21 protein-coding genes and 1 pseudogene are annotated in these 22513 nt (G+C 51.4%); all 22 read left to right on the forward strand.

What is annotated here, in order from left to right:
- The first annotated feature begins 8 nt into the window (after window positions 1-8).
- The 22 genes and pseudogenes from B0D95_RS04080 to B0D95_RS04185 all read left to right on the forward strand — a co-directional run bounded on the left by B0D95_RS04080 (window position 9) and on the right by B0D95_RS04185 (window position 22483).
- Window positions 9-851: a flagellar assembly protein FliH gene (locus B0D95_RS04080; RefSeq protein ID WP_078042708.1), complete on the forward strand. Its 843-nt coding sequence runs from the start codon at window positions 9-11 to the stop codon at window positions 849-851.
- 3 nt (window positions 852-854) lie between these two features.
- On the forward strand, window positions 855-2258 hold the full coding sequence (gene fliI / locus B0D95_RS04085; RefSeq protein ID WP_371453117.1) for a flagellar protein export ATPase FliI: 1404 nt from the start codon (window positions 855-857) through the stop codon (window positions 2256-2258).
- Between the two features lie 36 nt (window positions 2259-2294).
- Window positions 2295-2747 carry a flagellar export protein FliJ gene (fliJ, locus tag B0D95_RS04090; RefSeq protein WP_078042709.1) on the forward strand — a complete coding sequence of 151 codons (453 nt, stop codon included), beginning with the start codon at window positions 2295-2297 and terminating at the stop codon, window positions 2745-2747.
- A 185-nt stretch (window positions 2748-2932) separates the two neighbouring features.
- Entirely contained in the window at window positions 2933-3238 is a 306-nt protein-coding gene (locus tag B0D95_RS04095) for an STAS domain-containing protein (RefSeq protein ID WP_078042710.1), read from the forward strand.
- A 54-nt stretch (window positions 3239-3292) separates the two neighbouring features.
- Entirely contained in the window at window positions 3293-5002 is a 1710-nt protein-coding gene (locus B0D95_RS04100; protein ID WP_078042711.1) for a fused response regulator/phosphatase, read from the forward strand.
- Window positions 5003-5024: 22 nt separating this feature from the next.
- On the forward strand, window positions 5025-5357 hold the full coding sequence (locus tag B0D95_RS04105; RefSeq protein WP_078042712.1) for an Hpt domain-containing protein: 333 nt from the start codon (window positions 5025-5027) through the stop codon (window positions 5355-5357).
- A gap of 97 nt (window positions 5358-5454) precedes the next feature.
- Window positions 5455-6903 carry a flagellar hook-length control protein FliK gene (locus B0D95_RS04110; protein WP_078042713.1) on the forward strand — a complete coding sequence of 483 codons (1449 nt, stop codon included), beginning with the start codon at window positions 5455-5457 and terminating at the stop codon, window positions 6901-6903.
- A gap of 239 nt (window positions 6904-7142) precedes the next feature.
- Complete coding sequence (gene fliL / locus B0D95_RS04115) at window positions 7143-7700, forward strand: flagellar basal body-associated protein FliL (protein WP_078042714.1); 558 nt, start codon at window positions 7143-7145, stop codon at window positions 7698-7700.
- Between the two features lie 10 nt (window positions 7701-7710).
- A complete protein-coding gene (gene fliM, locus B0D95_RS04120) occupies window positions 7711-8766 on the forward strand; it encodes a flagellar motor switch protein FliM (RefSeq protein WP_078042715.1) in 1056 nt (351 codons plus the stop codon).
- On the forward strand, window positions 8756-9160 hold the full coding sequence (gene fliN, locus B0D95_RS04125) for a flagellar motor switch protein FliN (protein ID WP_078042716.1): 405 nt from the start codon (window positions 8756-8758) through the stop codon (window positions 9158-9160). Before fliM ends, fliN begins: the two co-directional genes overlap by 11 nt.
- An 8-nt stretch (window positions 9161-9168) precedes the next feature.
- A complete protein-coding gene (gene fliO / locus B0D95_RS04130) occupies window positions 9169-9777 on the forward strand; it encodes a flagellar biosynthetic protein FliO (RefSeq protein ID WP_078042717.1) in 609 nt (202 codons plus the stop codon).
- A gap of 5 nt (window positions 9778-9782) precedes the next feature.
- A pseudogene (gene fliP / locus B0D95_RS04135) lies at window positions 9783-10642 on the forward strand (flagellar type III secretion system pore protein FliP).
- A gap of 10 nt (window positions 10643-10652) precedes the next feature.
- Window positions 10653-10925, forward strand: a complete 273-nt coding sequence (gene fliQ, locus B0D95_RS04140; protein WP_078042718.1) for a flagellar biosynthesis protein FliQ — start codon at window positions 10653-10655, stop codon at window positions 10923-10925.
- Between the two features lie 31 nt (window positions 10926-10956).
- Window positions 10957-11742 carry a flagellar biosynthetic protein FliR gene (gene fliR, locus B0D95_RS04145; RefSeq protein WP_078042719.1) on the forward strand — a complete coding sequence of 262 codons (786 nt, stop codon included), beginning with the start codon at window positions 10957-10959 and terminating at the stop codon, window positions 11740-11742.
- A 33-nt stretch (window positions 11743-11775) separates the two neighbouring features.
- Window positions 11776-12930, forward strand: a complete 1155-nt coding sequence (gene flhB, locus B0D95_RS04150; RefSeq protein ID WP_078042720.1) for a flagellar biosynthesis protein FlhB — start codon at window positions 11776-11778, stop codon at window positions 12928-12930.
- Between the two features lie 89 nt (window positions 12931-13019).
- Window positions 13020-15248 (forward strand): flagellar biosynthesis protein FlhA, encoded by a 2229-nt coding sequence (gene flhA / locus B0D95_RS04155; RefSeq protein ID WP_078042721.1) that lies wholly within the window; start codon window positions 13020-13022, stop codon window positions 15246-15248.
- 56 nt (window positions 15249-15304) lie between these two features.
- Window positions 15305-16870 carry a flagellar biosynthesis protein FlhF gene (flhF, locus tag B0D95_RS04160; protein ID WP_168172395.1) on the forward strand — a complete coding sequence of 522 codons (1566 nt, stop codon included), beginning with the start codon at window positions 15305-15307 and terminating at the stop codon, window positions 16868-16870.
- A 172-nt stretch (window positions 16871-17042) separates the two neighbouring features.
- Window positions 17043-17867: a MinD/ParA family protein gene (locus tag B0D95_RS04165; RefSeq protein ID WP_078042723.1), complete on the forward strand. Its 825-nt coding sequence runs from the start codon at window positions 17043-17045 to the stop codon at window positions 17865-17867.
- A 115-nt stretch (window positions 17868-17982) separates the two neighbouring features.
- Window positions 17983-18726, forward strand: coding sequence for an RNA polymerase sigma factor FliA (locus tag B0D95_RS04170; RefSeq protein WP_078042724.1), 744 nt, complete (start codon window positions 17983-17985; stop codon window positions 18724-18726).
- A gap of 199 nt (window positions 18727-18925) precedes the next feature.
- Window positions 18926-19309, forward strand: a complete 384-nt coding sequence (cheY, locus tag B0D95_RS04175) for a chemotaxis response regulator CheY (protein ID WP_039914554.1) — start codon at window positions 18926-18928, stop codon at window positions 19307-19309.
- 34 nt (window positions 19310-19343) lie between these two features.
- Complete coding sequence (locus B0D95_RS04180) at window positions 19344-20147, forward strand: protein phosphatase CheZ (protein WP_078042725.1); 804 nt, start codon at window positions 19344-19346, stop codon at window positions 20145-20147.
- A gap of 26 nt (window positions 20148-20173) precedes the next feature.
- Window positions 20174-22483, forward strand: a complete 2310-nt coding sequence (locus tag B0D95_RS04185) for a chemotaxis protein CheA (RefSeq protein WP_078042726.1) — start codon at window positions 20174-20176, stop codon at window positions 22481-22483.
- Window positions 22484-22513 lie beyond the last annotated feature (30 nt).

Below are 22513 nucleotides of genomic sequence, written 5' to 3' on the forward strand. Positions count from 1 at the left end.
AGCCATTCATGTCGGACACCAGCTTACCCAATCGCATTGCCGCTGAGGATGCAGATAATGTCACCGCCTGGGTGTTTCCACCGGTGTCGGACAATGGGCGAGTATTGTCGTCGGCAGAGAAGGAAGCGCGTGAACGCCGTGAGCGCTTGTTGCGCCGTGAACGTGAAACTATCGAGACCCTGGAAATTCCCGAGGAATCGCCCCCGCAAGTAGGCATGACCGCCGAAGAAATGCAGGCGATTTTTGACAGCGCCGAAAAAGACGGTTTTGCCCAAGGCCATAAAGACGGTTTTGCCAAAGGCAGCACTGAAGGTTTTGAGGCCGGGCGTCAGCAGGGTTTGATGGAAATGCGCGCCCAGCTAGTGGCGGAACAGCAGCGCTTCCAAAAACTGGCAAATGCACTGGTGGAGCCTCTTGCCGCGCAGGATGAGGATATAGAACATCTACTGCTGGATGTGATTTGCACCCTGACCCAAAGCGTGGTGCAGCGCGAACTGCTCACCGATTCCTCCCACATCCTCGCGCTGGTGAAAAGTGCGATTGATGCCTTGCCTATTGGCAGTAAAAATATTCGTGTCTGCCTGAACCCCGATGATTTGGCCGCAGTAGAAACCTATGCGGCGGAACAGCAGTTGTCCTGGCAGTTTTTTGGCGACAGTGAATTGTTGCCCGGCGGTTGCCGCATAGAAACGCCCGAAAGCCGGGTGGATTTTTCAGTCTCCACGCGTTTGCAAACGGTATTGGAACAGTTCCTGACCAAGCAGCTGGCTTCGGGTGATGATGCCGATGAGCCGGATTACGCTCTGCCCGATGTGGCACCGCTCACACCAGAACCCGGCAACGAGGCCTGATCTATGGCTGATCATCGAGTCATGGCTGAACGTCGATCCATCAGTTCACGCTTGCGCAGTTATGCGCCGCGCGCGGTGACGCCAGTAGAGCCTCAAGCAGAGGGCCGCATTACCCGTTCCGTGGGCCTGACACTGGAAGCCGTAGGGTTGAATGTGTCGGTGGGGCGACAGTGTGAAATTATCAATAACGACAATCGCCGCATCGAAGCCGAAGTCGTGGGCTTTTCTGGCGATAAGGTGTTCTTGATGCCCATTAAACGCGTGGAAGGCTTGCAGCCCGGTGCGCGCGTTGTGCCTGTCGCTACCCAAATGGGGATGCGCATTGGCCCGCAATTGTTGGGGCGGGTTGTCAACGGTATCGGGCAGCCGCTGGATGGCAAAGGCCCCTTGATTGGCGACGAATTCCTCGACTTTACACCCAGTGAAATCAACCCCTTGCAGCGTCATCCCATCAGCGAACCGCTGGATGTGGGGGTGCGTGCCATTAATGCCTTAATCACCGTGGGGCGCGGCCAACGTTTGGGGCTGATGGCTGGCTCAGGCGTGGGTAAAAGTGTGCTCATGGGCATGATGACCCGTTTCACCACGGCTGATGTGGTGGTGGTGGGCTTGGTGGGGGAGCGTGGCCGTGAGGTAAAAGAATTTATCGATCACATTTTGGGGGAAGAAGGGTTGCGTCGTGCAGTGGTGGTGGCATCGCCCGCAGATGATGCGCCCCTCATGCGGTTGCGCGCCTCGCAACTATCCAGCCGTATTGCCGAGTACTACCGCGATCAGGGCTTGAACGTGCTGTTGCTCATGGATTCGCTCACCCGCTTTGCCCAGGCCCAGCGTGAAATCGCCCTGGCGATTGGTGAACCTCCGGCGACCAAGGGGTATCCGCCCTCGGTGTTTGCCAAAATTCCCCAACTGGTGGAGCGCGCCGGTAATGCCGCCGAAGGCGGTGGTTCTATTACCGCGTTTTACACCGTATTGACTGAGGGCGATGACCTGCAAGACCCCATCGCTGACTCGGCGCGCGCTATTTTGGACGGCCACGTGGTGCTGTCGCGGCGTTTGGCGGAAGAGGGTGTTTATCCGGCGATTGATGTGGAGGGCTCTATTAGTCGTGCCATGCAAAATATTGTCGATGATGAACATTTGAAAATGATGCAGCGCTTCAAGCAATTGCTGGCTCGCTACCAACAAAACCGCGATTTGATTTCAATCGGTGCCTATACGCCCGGCACTGATCCGGATACGGATATGGCCATCGAACGCTTTCCACACCTGCGGGCGTTTATCCAGCAGGGAATTCGTCAGGGGGTGCATATGCCAGAGTCTATTGCCAACCTCAAGGCGCTGCTCAAGCCGCCTGCCAACTCCAAGGGCTCAAGCCCCTTGGCCGCCCAGCATCGCGCTAAATAGTGCGCTTGCAACCGCTAGAATCAAAACGACAATTTTATGGCTGAATCGCGCGCAAAACGTATGCAGGTGGTGTTATCCCTTGCCAAAAAGCAGGAGGATGAGGCTGCCAACAAGCTCAGCCAATACCGCGACCAACTGGCACAGGAACAGCGCCAGCTAGTTGACCTGCGCGATTACGCCTCCCAATACCTGAATGCCCAAGGCGCTTTGCGTCAGGGAGTGCTGCCCCATGAATTAATCAATTACAGCAGTTTCATCCATCGCCTCAATGAAGCCTGTAAAGACCAGGAAGCCAAGTTGGCGCGTATGGTCAAGCTTATGGAATCCCTGCAGCAACAGTGGCAAGTGAAGTATCAAAAGCGTAAGTCGATAGAGGACCTGATTGCCAGACTACAACAGGAGGATGAGCTACTCGCCGACAAGCGCTTGCAAAAGGAACTGGACGAGCTGAGCGCGCAACAGTTGTTACGCCAGCAGGACATCACCTGACCAGCAGCACATGACTTAAATAGGGTATAGGTAACCCAAGAATAAGCTTATAAAGTAATAAACGCTAAATTGGTCTTGGTGCACGGTTTTTATGGTCTATCCTTAGCTGGCAGGCTGCAGTTGCTCAAGTTTTTTCTGTCGCAGCCGCCATTGAAAGGTCCAGACGTTTTTTGAAGAGGTAAGACATGGCGATCACGTCAACAGTATCCCCTGACGGCAATCAAGTCACTATTTACATACAAGGTCGCTTCGACTTCAGTTCCCACCAGGAATTTCGCAGTGCCTACGAAAAGCTTGCACAAACTCCCACCCACTATCGCGTTGACCTCCAGGGTACATCCTATTTGGATAGCTCTGCCTTGGGTATGCTGTTGCTGCTGCGCGACTACGCGGGCGGTGAACAATCCAGCATTCAAATTGTGAATTGTGCGCCGGATGTGAAAAAGATTTTATTAATCTCCAATTTTGAACAATTGTTCGATATCCAGTAAAAGCGCTTCCCCCCGCGTTAATGTGCCGCTCACGTGAAGTATGGATGCGATTTTATGAATGACGTACGCCGTTTAAAAATTCTGGTCGCTGATGATACGGATACGGATCGTTTAATTCTCGAAAGTATTGTGCGCAAGGAAGGGCATAGTGTGGTGTCCGCACGTAATGGTATTGAAGCCGTTGCCGTCTATGCCGCCGAAAAGCCCGATATCGTTTTGTTGGATGCCCTGATGCCGGAGTTGGATGGCTTTGGTGCGGCGCGACAAATCAAAGAATTGGCGGGCGATGAATTAGTCCCGATTATTTTCCTGACCTCCCTGTCCGATACCGAATCGCTTGTGCAATGCCTGGATGCCGGCGGCGATGACTTTCTCTCCAAGCCTTACAACCGGGTGATACTGCAAGCCAAGATTAAATCCTTCAACCGCATGCGCGAAATGCACAGCACCATGCTCACCCAGCGCGATCAAATCGTGCAGTACAACAATCGCCTGCTGCAAGAGCAAATGGTCGCCAAGCATGTGTTTGATAATGTCGCCCACAGCGGTTGTTTAAATGCAGGCAATGTTCGCTATTTTTTGTCCTCACTCGCGGTTTTTAATGGCGATGTATTGGTTGCCGCCATGCGCCCGTCAGGCAGCATGATGGTATTGCTGGGCGATTTTACCGGCCACGGATTACCCGCTGCCATTGGTGCTATGCCACTGGCCTCTACCTTTTACGGCATGGTGCCAAAAGGGTTTTCCATGACGGATATTTTGCGCGAGATCAACGCGAAGCTGAAAAATATCCTGCCAGTGGGCATTTTCTGCTGCGCGACCATCATGGATATCAACTTCCGTAAAAAGCGCCTGAAAATCTGGAACGGCGGCCTGCCGGATTGTTTTATCTACCACCATAAGGATCGTCGGATCAGCGCGGTGAAATCCACGCATTTGCCCTTGGGGGTGTTGTCCAACCGCGCCTTTAAAGACAACTGCGAATACTTTGAGTTGGAGAAAGAGGATCGCATTTTTGCCTGGTCTGACGGTATTCACGAAGCGCGCAACAGCGCCGGGGATATGTTTGGGGAAGAGCGCTTGAGTGCGGTGTTCGACAATAATCGCCAGCCGGAAAATTTATTTAACGAGATCATTGAGAGCGTTCAACAGTTTGTCGGTAGCAATGAGAAGGATGACGACCTGTCGCTGTTGGAAATCCGCATGGATGAACCGGCGCGGGTAAACAGCTTTGCCCAGGAGGCGAGTGACCGCTTTGGAAGTTCGGAAATTGAATGGGCGCTGGGGTTTGAAGTAAAACCCACCAGCTTTAAAGTGTTTGACCCCTTGCCCATGTTACTGAATGTATTGATGGAAGTGCCCAGCCTGCGCGCGTTTAGCAGTACGCTCTACACCATTCTGGCCGAGCTTTATACCAATGCACTGGATCACGGGGTGCTGGGGCTGGATTCCAAACTCAAAACCACCGCAGAAGGTTTTGCCGATTATTACCGGCTGCGCGAAGAGCGTCTGAATGCGGTCACTGAAGGCTTCGTGCGTATTCATATCACTCACAAAACCAATGCCGATGGCGGATTGTTAAAGGTGCGTATAGAAGACAGCGGTGAAGGATTCGATTACAGCGAGCGCGATGTAAATACCTTATCAACATTTGGTTACAGTGGCCGTGGCATCGCACTTGTGGAGAAACTTTGTGGTAGGGTAACTTACCTTGGCTGCGGCAATGTTGTCGAAGTCGATTTCTCCTGGGTCAGTGATGATTAATCTATAGAGCGAAGGGCCGAACATGGAACATCTGGATTACGATACTCTCGATACCCTTCGACAAGTGATGGAAGATGATTTTGGTCTCCTGATCGATACCTTTATCCAGGATTCCAATGACCGCATTCTGGCCTTGCGTGATGTTATTTCCGGCACTGACCCGGACCCCATCCGCCGCGCGGCACACAGTTTTAAAGGCAGTAGCAGTAATGTCGGCGCGATTCGTTTGATGGCGTTGTGTTCCAGCCTCGAAAAGAAAGCGGTATCCAATAAGCTTGAGCAGCTTGAGCAAGACCTGGAAGCCATCGAGCAAGAATTTGCACAAGTGCAGGAATTATTGCGCGCCCTCGATTAGCCACACATTGGCACCCACCTTGCAATTCCCCTCCTGAACCGAACTATTTAGTTGATCATGCGGCAAGCCCTTGCCGTGATCGGATCAGGAGTAATCGATGAATAATGGCAGCCTCTTGGACAATTTACTGGCTACATCCAGCGCCAGTACAGTCAATAAAAAAACAACCCGGACGCAAAAGCCGGGATCAGCAACAGACGGCTTCCAAAGTACCCTGGATCAAGTGCGGCCAAAAGTTGCCGCCCGCACGACAGACACGCGAGCCAATGCCGCGGATACACGCGCACGCGCCGCACAATCCAGAGCGGATGCCCAGTCTCGAGCAGATGGACAGTCTCGAGCAGATAATGCTGCCGTTAAACGCGATGCTTCCGCGCAGGCATCCAACAAAACCGCCAATCGACCCGAGCGCCCTGACAATAGCGGGGTGGAATCCAGCAAGCCCCAAACTCCCGGAAGCAAACAGAAAACCCAGACAGATGCTGCATCGACGGATGATCAAACCGCTACCGAACAAGCTGCTGTGGGGCTAGTGCAACCCCAGGACGTACAAGACGCAGCACCGAACGCATTACTGTCTGGTGTATTGGCCGGCTTGGCGGGTATGAGTGACGCTGTGGGCGAGGGTGAAGGAGAGGCGAGTACGGAGGAGGAGTTGCTGGATGTGAGCTTATTGCCAAGCAATCCAATCCCCGAGGATGTCTTGGCGTCAATACTCAACCCGGCCGCCCAAACAGATGTCATCCTGCCGCCGGCATTGGCTAGCCAAATCGCTGGTGTTATGGGCAGCGCTTCTGGCGCGACTCCTTTGGCTGCCGCTGCGGGCAATGGAATCACAAGCGGATTGCTGAACCCGGATGGTACTGAGGCAATAGCGCTTGAGATAACGCCAGAGACAGACGGCGAACCCTTATTGGCAGACGGGGAGGCCTCCGATAATCCCGATTTGCTGCTGCTCAATAGCAAATCCATCATGAACAAACTGGCTGAGGCCAATGCCGGTTCGCTGGACAAGGGGGCACCGATCAGTGATTTACCCAAAGCATTGACCACTGCCGCACCTGCGGTGGAGTCGCTGAGCCGTTTGACTGAAGCGCAATCGCCCGCTGCCCGTGCCTTTGTTGTGCAGACAGGCGTGCCGGTCGCCCTTGGGCAACCACAATGGGGTCAGGCGGTTGGTGAACGTGTCTTATGGTTGGCGGCGCAAAATGTGAGTGCCGCCGAGATTCGTCTCGACCCGCCCGAACTGGGGCCGATGCAAGTGCGGGTAAGTGTCCATCAGGATCAGGTAAGTGTCAGCTTTGCCAGCCCACATCCCGCTGTGCGCGATGTACTGGATCAGCAATTAAACCGCCTGCGTGAGATGTTTGCGGAGCAGGGGTTGAATCTGGGCGATGTCGATGTCTCGGATAAATCCTTCGCCCAGCAAGACCAGGAGCGCGGTGAGTCAAATAAAAATCCAACCCCTTTGTTGGATGATGAAGACCTCGCACCCTTAACCAGTCCGATTGTTGTTTCCAATCGCCTGGTTGATCATTACGCGTAACCTGGTTGATCCTCGCGCGCAAGTTGAGTGTATTTTCATCTACCATCATCCCAATGCCGCGCCCGCTGATCAGGGCGCGAGCTACCACATTGTTTTCGCTCGCTTTTGTGGCTAATTTCAGCCGCTAAACTTCGCAAAGCCCACTTCCACTGCTAAGCTTCCTAGGGCGATACTGGCATAAGTATTGCTCGACCCCTTTTAAGTCCGCGATTAGCCCAAGAAAGTGACGGAGTTTTGACATGGCTCAGGCCCCCAAAAAAGCAAACGATGCCGGTGGCGACGCCGATGCTGGTAAGAAAAAGAAAAAACTGCTGTTGTTGATCGGCTTGGCTGTAGCGCTGGTTGCTGTCTCTGTGGGAGGAACCGTTGTTGCTCTGAAAGTCTTGGCACCACCAGCGGCTGAAACAAATGCCGAGCATGCTGCGCCAGCGCCCACCTTGGCACAGGCGATCTATTTTGAAATGACCCCCAATTTCACCATCAACTTTACCGTTAACGGGCGTCAGCGCTATTTGCAGGCCGCCATCACCCTCATGTATCGCGATCCGGCGTTGGAAAGTTTGCTGAGCTTGCATATGCCCGCCATACGCAATGGGTTGGTAATGTTGTTTAGCGGCAAGAGTTTTGATGAGCTGCAAACACCTGAAGGCAAAGAGAAACTCAAAGCTGAGGCCTTGGTCGTGATCCAAACCCTGTTAAAGAAAGAACAAGACGCCCTGGTTGCCAGCGGGGAAACCAAAGGTGTATCGCTTGCCAATGTTGAGCAGGTTTTGTTCACCAATTTTGTAATGCAATAAGGAATCCGCCGTGCAAGATTTACTCTCGCAAGACGAAATCGATGCGCTCCTCCATGGCGTCGACGACGGCGATATAGATACCGACTCGGACGCAGAACCGGGTACGGTCAAATCCTATGACCTCACCAGTCAGGATCGTATTGTGCGTGGGCGTATGCCCACGCTGGAAATGATTAACGAGCGTTTTGCCCGTTACACTCGCATCAGTATGTTCAACCTTTTACGGCGCACGGCAGATGTATCCGTCGGCGGTGTGCAAATTCAAAAGTTTGGCGAATACGTTCACACACTCTACGTGCCCACCAGTTTGAATATGGTGAAGTTTCGCCCTCTGCGCGGTACGGCGTTAATTATTCTTGATGCGCGTCTGGTTTTTAAACTGGTCGATAATTTTTTTGGTGGCGATGGTCGCCATGCAAAAATTGAAGGGCGTGAATTTACTCCCACAGAACTGCGCGTTGTGCAAATGGTATTAAACCAGGCATTTACCGATTTAACCGAAGCCTGGAAAGCGGTATTTCCCATTCACTTTGAATACGTACATTCGGAAGTAAACCCCTCGCTCGCCAATATTGTCAGCCCCAGCGAAGTGGTGGTGGTGAGTACATTTCATATCGAGTTGGATGGCGGTGGGGGTGAAATGCACATCACCGTGCCTTACTCCATGATTGAACCCATCCGCGAAGTATTGGATGCCGGTTTACAAAGCGACAGTGATGAGCACGATGAGCGCTGGGAAAAAGCCCTGCGTGAAGATGTGCTCTCTGCCAAAGTAGATTTGGAGTGCGACATAGTGCGTCGCGATATTACGCTGCGCGATATAGTCGATTTAAAAGAAGGCGATATTATTCCGGTGGATTTTCCGGACTATCACGTACTCACGGCAAACGGCGTACCTATGTTCAGGACGCAGTTGGGACAATCAAACGGTTTTCTCTCATTAAAAATTCGTGAATTTATTGATCGCAGCAGTGCTTACAACATAACAGGCACCAAAGCTGAACAGATCGCAAGTATGAAAGGCGAAGGCCAAGCGACAACCAAGGGTGAAAAAAATGGCAAGTGATGATATCGATCAGGATTCAATGGCGGACGATTGGGCCGCTGCTATGGCTGAGCAGGCCGAAGTCGATGAGGCAGCAGCCAGCCCTGTGACCTTTGATGAGTTAAAAGATGAAGTGCTAAGGCAGCCCGCCGGTAGCCCCGACCTGGATGTTATTCTGGATATTCCCGTATCCATTTCCATGGAAGTAGGGCGTACCTCTATTACCATCCGCAATTTATTGCAGCTCAACCAAGGCTCGGTGATTGAGTTGGATCGCCTTGCCGGCGAACCGCTGGATGTGCTGGTCAATGGCACTCTGATCGCACACGGAGAAGTCGTTGTGGTCAATGAAAAATTCGGTATTCGTATGACCGATGTGATTAGCCCTGCAGAGCGCATTAAAAAATTGCGTTAGGAAATACCATGAGCCCCGCATTGTTTATGATGTTAAAACGGTTGTTTTGTGCGGGGCTATGTTGCATAGCGCTGTACTCTTACGCTGATCCCGCAAGCGATACGCCAGTCGCTGCAACTGAATCCCAACCGCAATCGGCAGCGCCGACATCCGCACAAGCAAACGCAACATCCACTACCGCAACACCTATTACAGCAACACCGGTTGCAACAAGCCCAGCCGCGATTAACGCTACTCCCATTGGCGGCGGTCGCCACTTGGTGAGCGTAACTCTGGCACTGTTTGGCATTATCGCGCTGATTGTGGCGATTTCCTGGTTTGTAAAACGGTTTGGTCAGGGTGGATTTACCCAGAATCAGCACATCAAAATTATATCGGCCATGCCGCTGGGCACGCGCGAACGCATCTTATTGGTGGATGCCGGTGGCCAACAGTTATTATTGGGAATTACCGCCACCACCATTAATACCTTGCATGTCTTTAATGAGCCGGTTGTGCTGGCGGAAAAAGATGATCGTGCATCTGATTTCAGTCGCAAGTTAATGACCATCCTGCAACAAAAATCACCGGGCGCAAATGGCGAACAAAATAACAACAACGATTCGGCAGCAAGGTAAGCAGTATGAATGCGCAATCGCACAATTTGGTAAAAGGCCTGTGGCACTGGAGTGTCGCGTTGGTGTTTTTGGTGTTCTCTGGTTTGGCGCTGGCGCAAACCAATACGCCCAATGTTGTTGATCCTACAGCGGGAAGTTTACCGCTAACACAGGTGTCGCCTACCAATGTTGGCAGCTTGCCCGCCATTCCCGGGTTGCCTGCACTGACAGTAAAGACCAATGCCGATGGTACCCAGGAATACACCGTAACCTTGCAAATCCTTGCCATCATGACGGCGCTGACGTTCTTGCCAGCCCTGTTAATGATGATGACCTCATTCACGCGCATTATTATCGTGTTTTCTATTTTGCGTCAGGCATTGGGGTTGCAGCAGTCGCCCTCCAATCAGATATTAATTGGCCTCGCACTGTTTCTAACCTTATTTATTATGCAGCCGGTATTAAACAAGGTGAATCAGGATGCACTCCAGCCCTATATCAACCAACAAATTGGCGCACAGGAGGCGTTGGCAAAAACGGCTGCGCCATTTCATGCCTTTATGATTGCGCAGACCCGAGAGTCCGATATTTCATTGTTTATGGGCATTGCCAAGCATCCCCCATTGCCACACCGGAAGAGACACCTTTCAGTATTTTGGTGCCCGCTTTTATTATCAGTGAACTAAAAACCGCTTTCCAAATTGGTTTTATTATTTTCATTCCCTTCTTGGTGATCGATATTGTGGTAGCGAGTGTGCTGATGGCTATGGGTATGATGATGTTATCGCCCTTGATTATTTCCCTGCCGTTTAAAATTATGCTGTTTGTTCTGGTGGATGGTTGGGCGATGATTGTGGGAACGCTCGCCGCCAGTTACGGAATATGACGGAGGAATTATGTTAACGCCCGAAGTCGTGATGGATTTATTTGCCGAAGCCTTTTACCTCACTATTTTGATGTTGCTCGTGATTATTGGCCCGGGCCTGATTGTGGGGTTGATTGTGAGTATGTTTCAAGCCGCCACTCAAATTAACGAACAAACCTTGAGTTTTTTGCCGCGGTTGATAGTGACCATTATCAGTTTGATGATTGCCGGGCCCTGGTTGTTAACCAAGTTTATGGATTTGTTTAACCGCCTGTTTTCCAGTGTGCCCAGCCTTATTGGTTAGGGCATAAATACCCTCAGCGACAATTCACCCTATGCAAGAACTGGTTATCAGCGAAGAGCAACTCATGCAATTTATCGGTCAGTATATCTGGCCGTTAATGCGTATTAGTGCATTCTATTTTGCGGTGCCGGTGATTGGGGCGCGTACCGTACCGGCGCGCGTGCGTATTATTTTATCGCTCTTTACCGTCATTATTCTTGTGCCCGTATTACCACCAGCGCCCGTAGTGTCTTTTTTATCGGCACAGGGTTTTATGATGGTGATTCAAGAGGTGTTAATTGGTCTCGTCCTGGGTTTTTGTATGCAGGTGGTGATGCATGTTTTTGTGCTGGCGGGGCAATTCATCGCCATGAAAATGGGTTTGGGCTTTGCTGCCATGAATGACCCTTCCAGCGGTGTGAGTGTGACTATTTTGTCGCAGTTTTATTTGTTGCTGTCCACCTTACTGTTTCTCAGTGTTAATGGGCATTTGGTGGTCTTGCAATTAATGATTGATAGTTACAACACCTTTCCCATTGGTGGCGCTGGGATGAATGACGCGCATTTTTCCACCATAGTAGGAATGGGTTCCTGGTTATTCAGTGCAGCCTTATTAATTACGCTGCCACTGTTTACCTCATTATTAATTGTGAATATGTCTTTTGGTGTGATGAGCCGTTCGGCACCACAAATGAACGTCTTTACCGTGGGCTTTCCCATCACCCTGATTCTGGGGTTTATTTTAATGTGGTTTACCTTTGCCAACTTCCTGCCGGTGTATTTCGACATTATGGAAGAGGGTATTGGTGTGCTGCGCACTTTGGCACTAACTCCTTAGGGGCTGCCCCTTAGGATTTTATAGGAGCAACCTATGGCCGAAGATGACGACAGCAGCCAGGAAAAAACGGAAGAGGCCAGTGCCCGAAAACTCGAAAAGGCGCGCGAAGAAGGGCAGGTTCCCCGATCACGCGACCTGACCACCACAGCGGTCTTAATGATTGCAGCCATTGGGTTGTATGTTTTTGCTGAGTTTATGGCGAATAAAATCATCGGTATAAGCCGTGAAAACTTTACCCTGACACGCGCGGCCATTTACGACCCCAACGCAATGATCGCACATTTGGCCAGCGCCATTTACGATGGCCTGTTTAGTATTGCCCCACTAATGGCGCTCTTGCTGATAGCCTCTATTGTTGGCCCTATTGCGCTGGGCGGCTGGAATTACAGTGCCAAAGCCATGGAGCCAAAACTCAGCCGTATGGACCCTCTCGCCGGTATTAAACGCATGTTTTCGGTGAAATCCTTGATCGAATTATTGAAAGCGCTGGCCAAGGTATTGGTGATTTTGGGGGCGACTATTTTTGTGCTGAAATTTTTTGCGCAGGATATGTTTCGCCTGGTTGATGAAAGCACCAATATTGCGATTATCCACTCATTGGAAATATCCATTCTTGCGACCATTGCGCTGTGCGCAACAACCATTGCTATTGCGGCGATCGATGTGCCGATCCAAATCTACGAATACAATAAAAAATTAAAAATGTCGCGGCAGGATCAAAAAGATGAATCCAAAGATACTGATGGCAAGCCGGAAGTCAAAGGCCGTATTCGTCAATTGCAACGGGAAATGGCGCAGCGCCGCATGATGTCCAATGTGCCGCAAGCAGACGTGATTATCACCAACCCGGAACACTTTTCTGTCGCGTTGCGATACGACCCTGAAACCATGGAAACGCCGCTAATGATCGCCAAAGGTGGCGATCACACGGCATTAAAAATTCGCGAAATTGCCAAGGCGCACAATATCGAAATCATTCAATCTCCCGTATTGGCGCGGGCGATTTTTTATACCACCGATGTGGATCAGGAAATTCCCTCTGGCCTTTATCTTGCCGTTGCACAAGTATTGGCCTATGTGTTCCAGCTGCGCAATTACCGCAAAGGTAAGGGCGACAGGCCGATTTACCCACGCAACATCAATGTTCCGCGCGATCTGCGTTACAACGCATCGGGCAAGGTGGATTAAGGTCGATAATTTTTTTGCGATTCAGGTGAATCGGTACACTTCTTGCGATAGGCACTCATAAATGATTCCACTGTCAAGAATCCGTGCTTATGGCTCTACCAACGTTCAATCAATTCAATAACTTTAACGGCAGGGCCGCGCTTGGTTCATTGCGTGGCATGGGGCGTGGCAATTTGGGGATTCCCTTTTTGCTGATGATGTTGTTGGCAATGATTATCCTGCCAATCCCGCCCTTGTTATTGGATATGTTTTTTACCTTCAATATTGCCTTGGCACTGGTTGTGTTATTGGTATCCATCTATTCAATGCGCCCGCTGGATTTTGCGGCTTTCCCGGCAATTCTATTGATTGCAACCTTGTTGCGCCTTGGTCTGAACGTCGCGTCTACCCGCGTGGTATTGCTGGAAGGGCATGAGGGTGGTGACGCGGCGGGCAAGGTCATCGAAGCCTTTGGTGCTGTGGTAATTGGCGGAAATTTGGCGGTCGGGATAGTGGTGTTCATTATTTTGATGATCATCAACTTCGTAGTAGTGACCAAGGGTGCGGGTCGTATTTCAGAGGTGAGTGCGCGTTTTACCCTGGACGCCATGCCCGGTAAACAAATGGCGATTGATGCGGATTTGAATGCAGGCTTGATTGATCAGGATCAGGCGCGCACACGTCGTCAGGAAGTGGCCTCCGAAGCGGATTTTTATGGCGCGATGGACGGTGCGAGTAAGTTTGTACGCGGCGACGCCGTTGCCGGCATCATGATTATGTTTATCAATATTGTTGGTGGTCTTGCTATTGGCATGGCACAGCACGGTTTGCCCTTTGGTGAAGCCTTTGAGAAATACACCATCCTTACCATTGGCGATGGATTGGTTGCACAAATCCCCGGCTTATTGCTGTCTGTGGCATCCGCCATTTTGGTAACTCGTGTCAATAGCTCGCAGGAAATGGGCGCACAGGTTGTCAGTCAAATGTTTGCATCGCCCAAGGCGCTGGCGGTGTCTGGCATCATGCTGATTGTGATGGGTTCTATTCCCGGTATGCCCCATGTTGCATTCTTGGGCTTGGGTATTATTTGTGCGGCACTGGCCTATTACATTCATTGGCGCAAGCAGCAGCCAGCCGTGGTTGAAGACAATTCCTTTATCCCCGCAGGCACCCGTGTAGCGAGTGATATGCCGGCAGCTGGCGTGGCAGCGGGCAGTGCAAACCTTGCACCACAGCGCAGTGCGCCTGCGTTGCCTCCCGGTACACCGGAATCGCCGGAACTAGGTTGGGATGATGTGCAGCCTGTCGATGTCATCGGCCTGGAAGTTGGCTATCGCCTGATTCCAATGGTGGATAAAAATCAGGGCGGGGAACTGCTGGGGCGGATTAAAGGTGTCCGTAAGAAACTCTCGCAGGAGATGGGCTTCCTGATTCCCTCAGTACATATTCGTGACAACCTCGACCTGAATCCCACGGGTTATCGCATTAGCCTGATGGGCGTGTCCATGGCAGAAGCTGATGTTTACCCGGATCGCGAGTTGGCGATTAATCCCGGGCAAGTCTTTGGTTCGCTGGATGGTTTAAAAACCAAAGATCCCGCCTTTGGTTTGGATGCGGTCTGGATTAGCCCCAATCAGCGCGAACAGGCACAAACCCTGGGCTATACCGTGGTTGACCCAAGTACTGTTGTGGCGACCCATCTCAACCAGATTCTGCAACAGCACACCTTTGAATTGCTCGGCCATGAGGATGTGCAGAAATTGCTGGACATGCTGGCCAAATCATCACCCAAGTTGGTGGAAGAGTTGGTGCCCAATACCCTGAGCATCAACGTGCTGTTGAAAGTATTGCAAAACCTGCTGCGCGAGCGGGTGCCCATTCGCGATATCCGCTCCATCGCCGAAGCCTTGGCGGGCAGCGGTATAAAGAGTCAAGATCCCGCCGCTTTAACCGCGATGGCCAGGGTCTCGCTCTGCCGCCAAATCGTACAAAACATCATTGGCAACGAGCGAAACCTGCCTGTCATCACGCTTGAACCCAGCTTGGAACAGTTATTGCTAAATACCGTTCAGCAGGCACAAAAAGCTGGCGCTGATGACAGTGCGTTCATTGAGCCAGGGTTAGCAGACCGGTTGCAGCAATCATTAATCAGTGTTGCGCAAAAGCAGGAAATGGCGGGTCGCCCCTTGGTTCTATTGGTTGCTGCACCTTTGCGCCCCATGTTGTCCCGTTTTGTTCGTCACAGCGTTCCGGATATGCGTGTATTGGCTTATACCGAAGTGCCTGACAACAAACAAATCAGCATTGAGGCCAGTGTTGGTGCTGATAAAAACAGCTGATGTGCTAATTAATTTCAATCGTTAATCAGGTGGCCCACCCAGGGCGGGAGTTGAATATGCAAGTCAAACGTTTCGTAGCTGCTGATATGCGCCGTGCGTTGGAATTGGTTCGCCAGGAGTTGGGGCCAGATGCAATTATTCTCTCAAGCAATCGCATCCCTGAAGGGGTTGAGTTGCTGACGACTATGGGGTCGGACTACGAATTAAAACAACTGCAAAATCGCCCCTTTGCGGACGCGACCTTTGCCCCCAGTGAACCGCTGTTGAGTGATGGCGATATCTCTCCGCGTATCCTGGAGCGTCAACCAACACGCAAGGTTGCCCCGGTGATTACCCAGATTCCCGATCACCCCAACGTAGGCAAAACCGGCGTACAGTTGGCGGATGATATAGAGCGTGCGCGTTTGCGGATGATGGCAGCGCACAAGGCAGAGGAGTCGGCCAAAGAGTTTATGGTTGGTAAGAATACGGTGGTGAATGCCGGTATTCCGCGCCATACGCCCGTGCAGGCGAGCAGACCGAAAAAGGGGATGAGTGCAGCAGAACGTTATCCACTGGTGGATCCGGCTCCTATCAGCAAAGAGCCGAAACTGACACCGGAAGCGGCATCCTTCCGCGAAGCGCTGCTCAGCAATACCCGCAGCGCGCAGGATGCCAAAATTGAAGCCTTGTTGACCAAGGAAAAGCCCGCTCCGGCACTGGTTGTACCGGTTGTAGATGGCCTGGATCAACATGCGCAATTGAGTGAGTTGCAGGCAGAAATCGCCGATATGCGCCTGTTGCTGGAGCAGCAATTGGATCGTCTTACCGGCCAACAAACCATCGCCAACGACTCGCCCATTCTCGCCAGCATCGCTCGTCGTCTGGAACGCCTGAGCTTGCCCAAAGACGTTGTTGCCAAAGTGATTAACGCCTGTACTAAAACCAAAACACTGAGCGAAGCCTGGCCCGATGCGCTGGCAAATCTTGCGCATCAGCTGCCGATCAATGGCCGCGATATTGTGGATCAAGGCGGTATTTTTGCTTTTGTCGGCCCAACCGGTTCGGGCAAAACCACCACCATTGGCAAACTGGCGGCGCGCTATGTATTGCAGCACGGCGCCGATAAGGTAGCGATTATCACCACCGATACCTACCGTATTGCCGCCCATGACCAACTGCGCTCACTGGCGCGGATTCTGCGCGTACCTGTGCGAGTTGTTGATGAAGCCAATCCGCTGGATACGGTTTTGCGCAGCCTACGTCACTGCTCACTGGTACTCATTGATACCGCGGGCTTCCGTCATGGTGATCCACATTTGAAAGCACAGCTTAATGCTTTGGCTGCTCAACCGCAGGTAAAAACCTATCTGGTGATGTCATCCAACAGCCAGGCACAAATGTTAAAAGCCTCGGTCCATGCTTACGGCGCTGCGCGCTTGCAAGGGTGCATCCTCACCAAGCTCGATGAAACAGCCAGTATCGGCGAAGCCTTGGGCGTGGTGATGCAAAGCCGCCTGCCAATTGCCTACACAACCGATGGGCAGGATATCCCCAAGAACCTGGATGTAGCGCGCGCGCATCAGCTAGTTGCCAGAGCAGTAGCGCTGCTTAAAACTAATCCGGCAACGGCGGTTTCTTAGCCAAAAAAAGTTATAACCCTATGATTTTTACAGTGAAACTGAAATTAATCGGATCTTTTTCCAAACCCTATCTATACTCAGTTCACCATTAGAGTGCCAACAAACCGTGCTGTCAGTTTTCTGGCGTCAACATGGGCACACTTAAAAAGAATATGTTTGGAGTTACGTGTAGATGAGCCAAGTGCGACCAGTACAAGTCATCGCTGTGTCCGGCGGCAAAGGTGGGGTAGGGAAGAGCAATATCTCCGTCAACCTCAGTATTGCCCTGGCAGAATTACGTCGTCGAGTTGTACTGCTTGACGCCGATTTGGGTCTAGCCAACGTGGATGTCCTGCTTGGCATTCGCGCCACCCATACTCTGGCAGATGTGCTGGCAGGCACTCATTCGCTGACCGATGTATTGGTCACAGGGCCTGCGGGCGTGAAAATTGTGCCGGCATCGTCGGGTGTACAGCGTATGGCCGAGTTGAGCAGTGCCGAGCACGTCGGGCTGATTAATGCCTTCAATGAGTTGTCAGACCAAGTGGATATTCTGGTGATAGACACTGCTGCTGGCATCTCCGACACCGTTGTAAGTTTTGTGCGCGCCGCCAATGAAGTGATTATTGTGGTGTGCGACGAGCCGTCCTCCATCACAGATTCCTACGCACTCATCAAATTACTCAACAAAGAATACGGTATGCAGCGTTTCCGTGTGGTCGCCAATATGACGCGCACCCAGCAGGAAGGCATGAATATGTTTAACAAACTCAATACGGTGTGCGAGCGTTTCCTGGACGTCACCTTGCAGTTTGTTGGTCAAATTCCCTTTGATGAAAACGTACGCAAAGCCGTGCAAAAGCAAAAAGCACTGCTAGAGTTTGCTCCAAGCTCCAAAGCGGCGGTGGCGATACGTGCCCTGGCGCAAGCGGTAGATAAATGGCCGCTGCCATATTCTCCCACTGGACGCCTTGAATTTTTTGTCGAGCGTTTGTTGCAGGCCGCGAATGCGCGTTAGCAATACTTGTTCATGCAGTTGTTTATGACCCGCTATTTACGAGCCAATTATTTACGAGAAGGCGAGGCAGGGCTGCCACCAATTACGGCAGTTTTTGCTAAACAAAAGGTGTTCGATGGCCGCAGTCAATGGTTTAGCCATGTACGATAAAAAGACCTTGCTTGATGCGCAGATCAATATCGAAGATTACGCACCTTTGGTGAAGCGCATCGCCTATCACATGATGATGCGTATGCCTGCGTCCGTGCAGGTAGATGACCTTATTCAAGCAGGCATGATTGGCCTGATTGAAGCCTCGCAAAAATACGATGCCTCTCGTGGCGCCAGCTTTGAAACCTATGCCGGTATCCGCATTCGCGGAGCCATTGTGGATGAAATGCGGCGCGGTGATTGGGTACCACGCTCGGTGCATCGCAATGCGCGCCGTATTGCCCGCGCCGTCGCCGTGGTAGAAGCGCGAACCGGGCGCGATGCAACCGATGCAGAAGTCGCCATTGAATTGGAAGTATCGCTCGAAGAATATTTTGAAATGCTGCAAGACTCCAACGGCAGCAGGTTATTCAGCTACGAGGAAACCTTTGGCGACGAAGACAGTAACATCGACGCCTCCGAACACAGCAGTGCCTTTGCCAGTCCGCTGGAAGGTGTACAGCGCGATGGGCTGAAAAAGGCCTTGGCAGAGGCTATCGCACTCTTGCCCGAGCGCGAGCGTATGGTGCTTGCTCTGTATTACGATCAGGAGTTGAACCTCAAAGAAATTGGGTTGGTGCTTGGGGTGAGTGAGTCCCGTGTCAGCCAAATACACAGCCAGGCGGCGGCGCGCTTACGCCATCGCCTGGGTGGGTGGCAGCCAGCGTAAAAGTGGGCAAAAAATAACCCAAGATGGCAAAAGTTTGTCTGGTTGAGTGAGTGGCACAGCAAATTAGTCTATGAATACAACAATTTGCGCTATGATTTGCAGTAAAAGTTGAAGATTTAAGTGCCGCTACTGGCCGAAGCTTTAACTCCTACTAGACTATGAATTAATAAAATTCCCTTCTGGGTGATTGGAGGTTGCGTTGGATAAGAATATGAAAATCCTGATTGTTGATGACTTTTCAACAATGCGGCGGATCATTAAAAACTTGCTGCGAGATTTGGGTTTTTCCAATACCCATGAGGCAGATGACGGTGTAACGGCACTGCCGATGCTCAAAAGTGGTGATTTCCAGTTTCTGGTAACTGACTGGAACATGCCTGGTATGACCGGTATCGATTTGCTTAAAGCTGTTCGTGCCGACGAAAAATTGCGCACTTTGCCGGTGTTAATGGTAACCGCAGAAGCCAAGCGCGATCAGATTATTGAGGCCGCCCAAGCGGGTGTGAATGGCTATGTCGTCAAGCCGTTTACCGCTCAGGCGCTCAAGGAAAAAATCGAAAAGATTTTTGATCGGGTCGGTTAATTACCGTCGATTGAATAATAAATAAGGCTCTGCCATGGCATCTGAAACCCAAACATCGTCCAACGACGAATTTGTTGTTGAATTGCGAGAGTGCGCAAAATTGCTTGCAGAAAAACTGCAGGGCAATGAGATCGAAGAAGCATCGGTCTTGATACAAACCATTACCCAGTCGCGGGATCGTCACATCTTCCAATCGGTGGGGCGTTTAACGCGCGGTTTGCACAACGCAATTGTCAACTTCAATGTCGACGCGGATTTAACCAAAGAACCACCCAAGATTGAAAACTCGGATATTCACGATGCGTCGAATCGCCTCAACTATGTGATTGAGCTGACTCAAAAAGCCGCTGAAAAAACCATGGATGTTGTGGACGAAGCGGCCCCCATTGCCATGAACCTGGGTCAAGAAGCCAGCGGCCTGCGCAGTGAATGGGCGCGTCTGAAACGCCGCGAAATGAGCGCCGATGAATTCCGTCAGCTCTACGAGCGCATGGATGTTTTTCTGGGACAAATGGTCACAGGCACAGAGCAATTAAGTAAAAACTTACAAGATATTGTTTTGGAACAAGGCTTTCAGGATTTAACCGGGCAAGTATTAAAGCGTGTTATCGGGTTGATCAACGATGTTGAAAAAGACCTGGTGAGTCTGGTGCGAATTGCGGGGCAGGTGGAAGAAATTACCGGCCTTGCCAATGATCGGGAAACGGTCGAGCATGATTTGGAAATAATGCACAAACGCAAAACTGAAGCCGAAGGGCCACAAATTAACAAAGAGCGGGCAGATGTAGTATCCGGGCAAGATGACGTTGATGATTTGTTATCAAGTCTTGGTTTCTAAACTGCAGGTCACTCGAGGAAAGTTGCATGAGTTTTGGTGATGACGAGGATATTCTCCAGGATTTTCTGGTAGAGGCGGGAGAAATTCTCGAGCGCCTTAGCCAGCAATTGGTCGATCTGGAGCAGCGCCCGGAAGATAAAGATTTGCTCAATGCGATTTTTCGGGGCTTCCATACCGTAAAAGGCGGTGCCGGTTTTCTGGCACTGACGCCTATGGTGGAATGCTGTCATCTCACTGAAAATCTTTTCGATATTTTGCGCAACGGTAAACGCGCCGTCACATCAGAATTAATGGATGTGGTGCTGGAAGCGCTCGATATGGTGAATCAGCAATTTGAGCTGGTATCCCAGCGCGAAGAATTGCCGCCGGTGGAGCCCGCGTTGATCGCCGCACTTGAGCGATTGGTGTCATGCGAGGACCTGAACGAAACTGCAGCTGCTGAGGAGGTTGCACCTGTCGTGGAGGTAAGTGCTCCGGCAGCGCCACCAGTAGACACTGCGGTAGAAACGCACAGTGTTGCCTCAGGTGATATCACCGATGCTGAGTTTGAACAATTGTTGGATGCAATTGCTGGCACTGCACCTGCGGCAGTGGCCACTCCGGTAGCAGCCACCGCGACCGGTACGGAAGAAATCACAGAAGATGAATTTGAAGCCTTGCTTGATCAACTGCACGGCAAAGGTAAAGGGCCGGGCGACCAAGTGCCTGCTGCTAGCGCTGCACCTGTCAGTGCGCCACCGGTAACAACCGGTGCATCCACTAACAATGAAATTTCAGAAGATGAATTTGAAGCCTTGCTTGATCAATTGCATGGCAAAGGTAAAGGTCCTGGGGTAACTGACGCTTCACCTGCACCAACCACCCCCGTTGCTGCCGCGCCAGAAGCGCCAAAAAGCGCAGGTGATTTGATCAGTGATGATGAGTTCGATGCATTGCTCGACCAGTTACATGGCAAGGGAAAAGGGCCTGGCACTACTGGCACTGCACCAGCACCAGCCGCCGCAAAACCGACGCCTAAAGTGGATGTGAAACCCAATGTGGTTAGCGCGACGCCTTCACCTGCACCCGCGCCCGCTAAAAAAGTAGAGCCGCCTAAACCAGTTGCCGCCAGTGCTGCTCAGGCACCAGCCGCCGATAAAGAAGCGCCGCAAGTCGAAACAACGGTGCGTGTGGATACCCAGCGCCTTGATGACATCATGAATATGGTGGGCGAGCTGGTATTGGTGCGCAATCGTCTGGTGCGATTGGGCAATGGCTCTACCAACGAAGCTTTGGTGAAAGCAGTCGCGAATCTGGATGTGGTGACGGCAGATTTGCAAACCTCGGTCATGAAAACCCGCATGCAACCGATCAAAAAAGTATTTGGTCGTTTCCCTCGGGTGGTTCGCGATTTGGCGCGTAATCTGCGCAAAGAAATTAATCTGGAATTGGTGGGCGAAGAGACCGACCTGGATAAAAACCTGGTTGAAGCACTTGCCGATCCACTGGTTCACCTGGTGCGCAACTCGGTGGATCACGGCATTGAATTCCCCGATGTGCGTGAAGCCAACGGTAAATCCCGCGTAGGGCAGGTTGTCTTATCGGCGGAGCAGGAAGGCGATCATATTTTGCTATCCATTAGCGATGATGGCGCCGGTATGGACCCTGTGAAGCTGCGCCGTATCGCTGTGGAAAAGGGCATGTTCGATGAAGATACTGCCAATCGTCTCTCCGATACCGAAGCCTACAACCTGATTTTTGCACCTGGCTTTTCCACCAAAAAAGAAATCTCCGACGTGTCCGGTCGCGGTGTGGGTATGGATGTGGTGAAAACCAAAATCACCCAACTGAACGGCACAGTGGAAATTAAATCTGAATTGGGCAAAGGCACGCGCTTTATTATCAAAGTGCCGCTGACATTGGCAATTATGCCAACGCTCATGTTTATGCTTGGTCAGCAAACCTTTGCATTCCCCTTGGTGAGCGTGAACGAAATTTTCCATATGGATCTCACCAAGAGCCATATAGTGGATGGGCAGGATTGCGTTGCTATTCGCGATCAGGCTATCCCGCTGTTCTACATGAAAGATTGGCTGGTAAAAAATGCGTTTGGCCATCGACCCGATAATGCGCATGTTGTGATTGTTACCGTAGGGTCGCGTCGTGTTGGCTTTGTGGTTGATCAGTTAATCGGGCAGGAAGAAGTAGTGATCAAACCTTTGGGCAAAATGTTACAAGGGACACCTGGCATGGCCGGCGCAACCATTACCGGCGACGGTACTATCGCGCTGATTTTGGATATCCCCAGCTTATTGCGTCGCTATGCAAAAGGTTCTGCCAGTTGGGGTCATAGTTAATCCTAAAGCTCACCTGCAGTGTTCTGATGT

This window comes from Cellvibrio sp. PSBB023 (assembly GCF_002007605.1).
Classification (GTDB): domain Bacteria; phylum Pseudomonadota; class Gammaproteobacteria; order Pseudomonadales; family Cellvibrionaceae; genus Cellvibrio.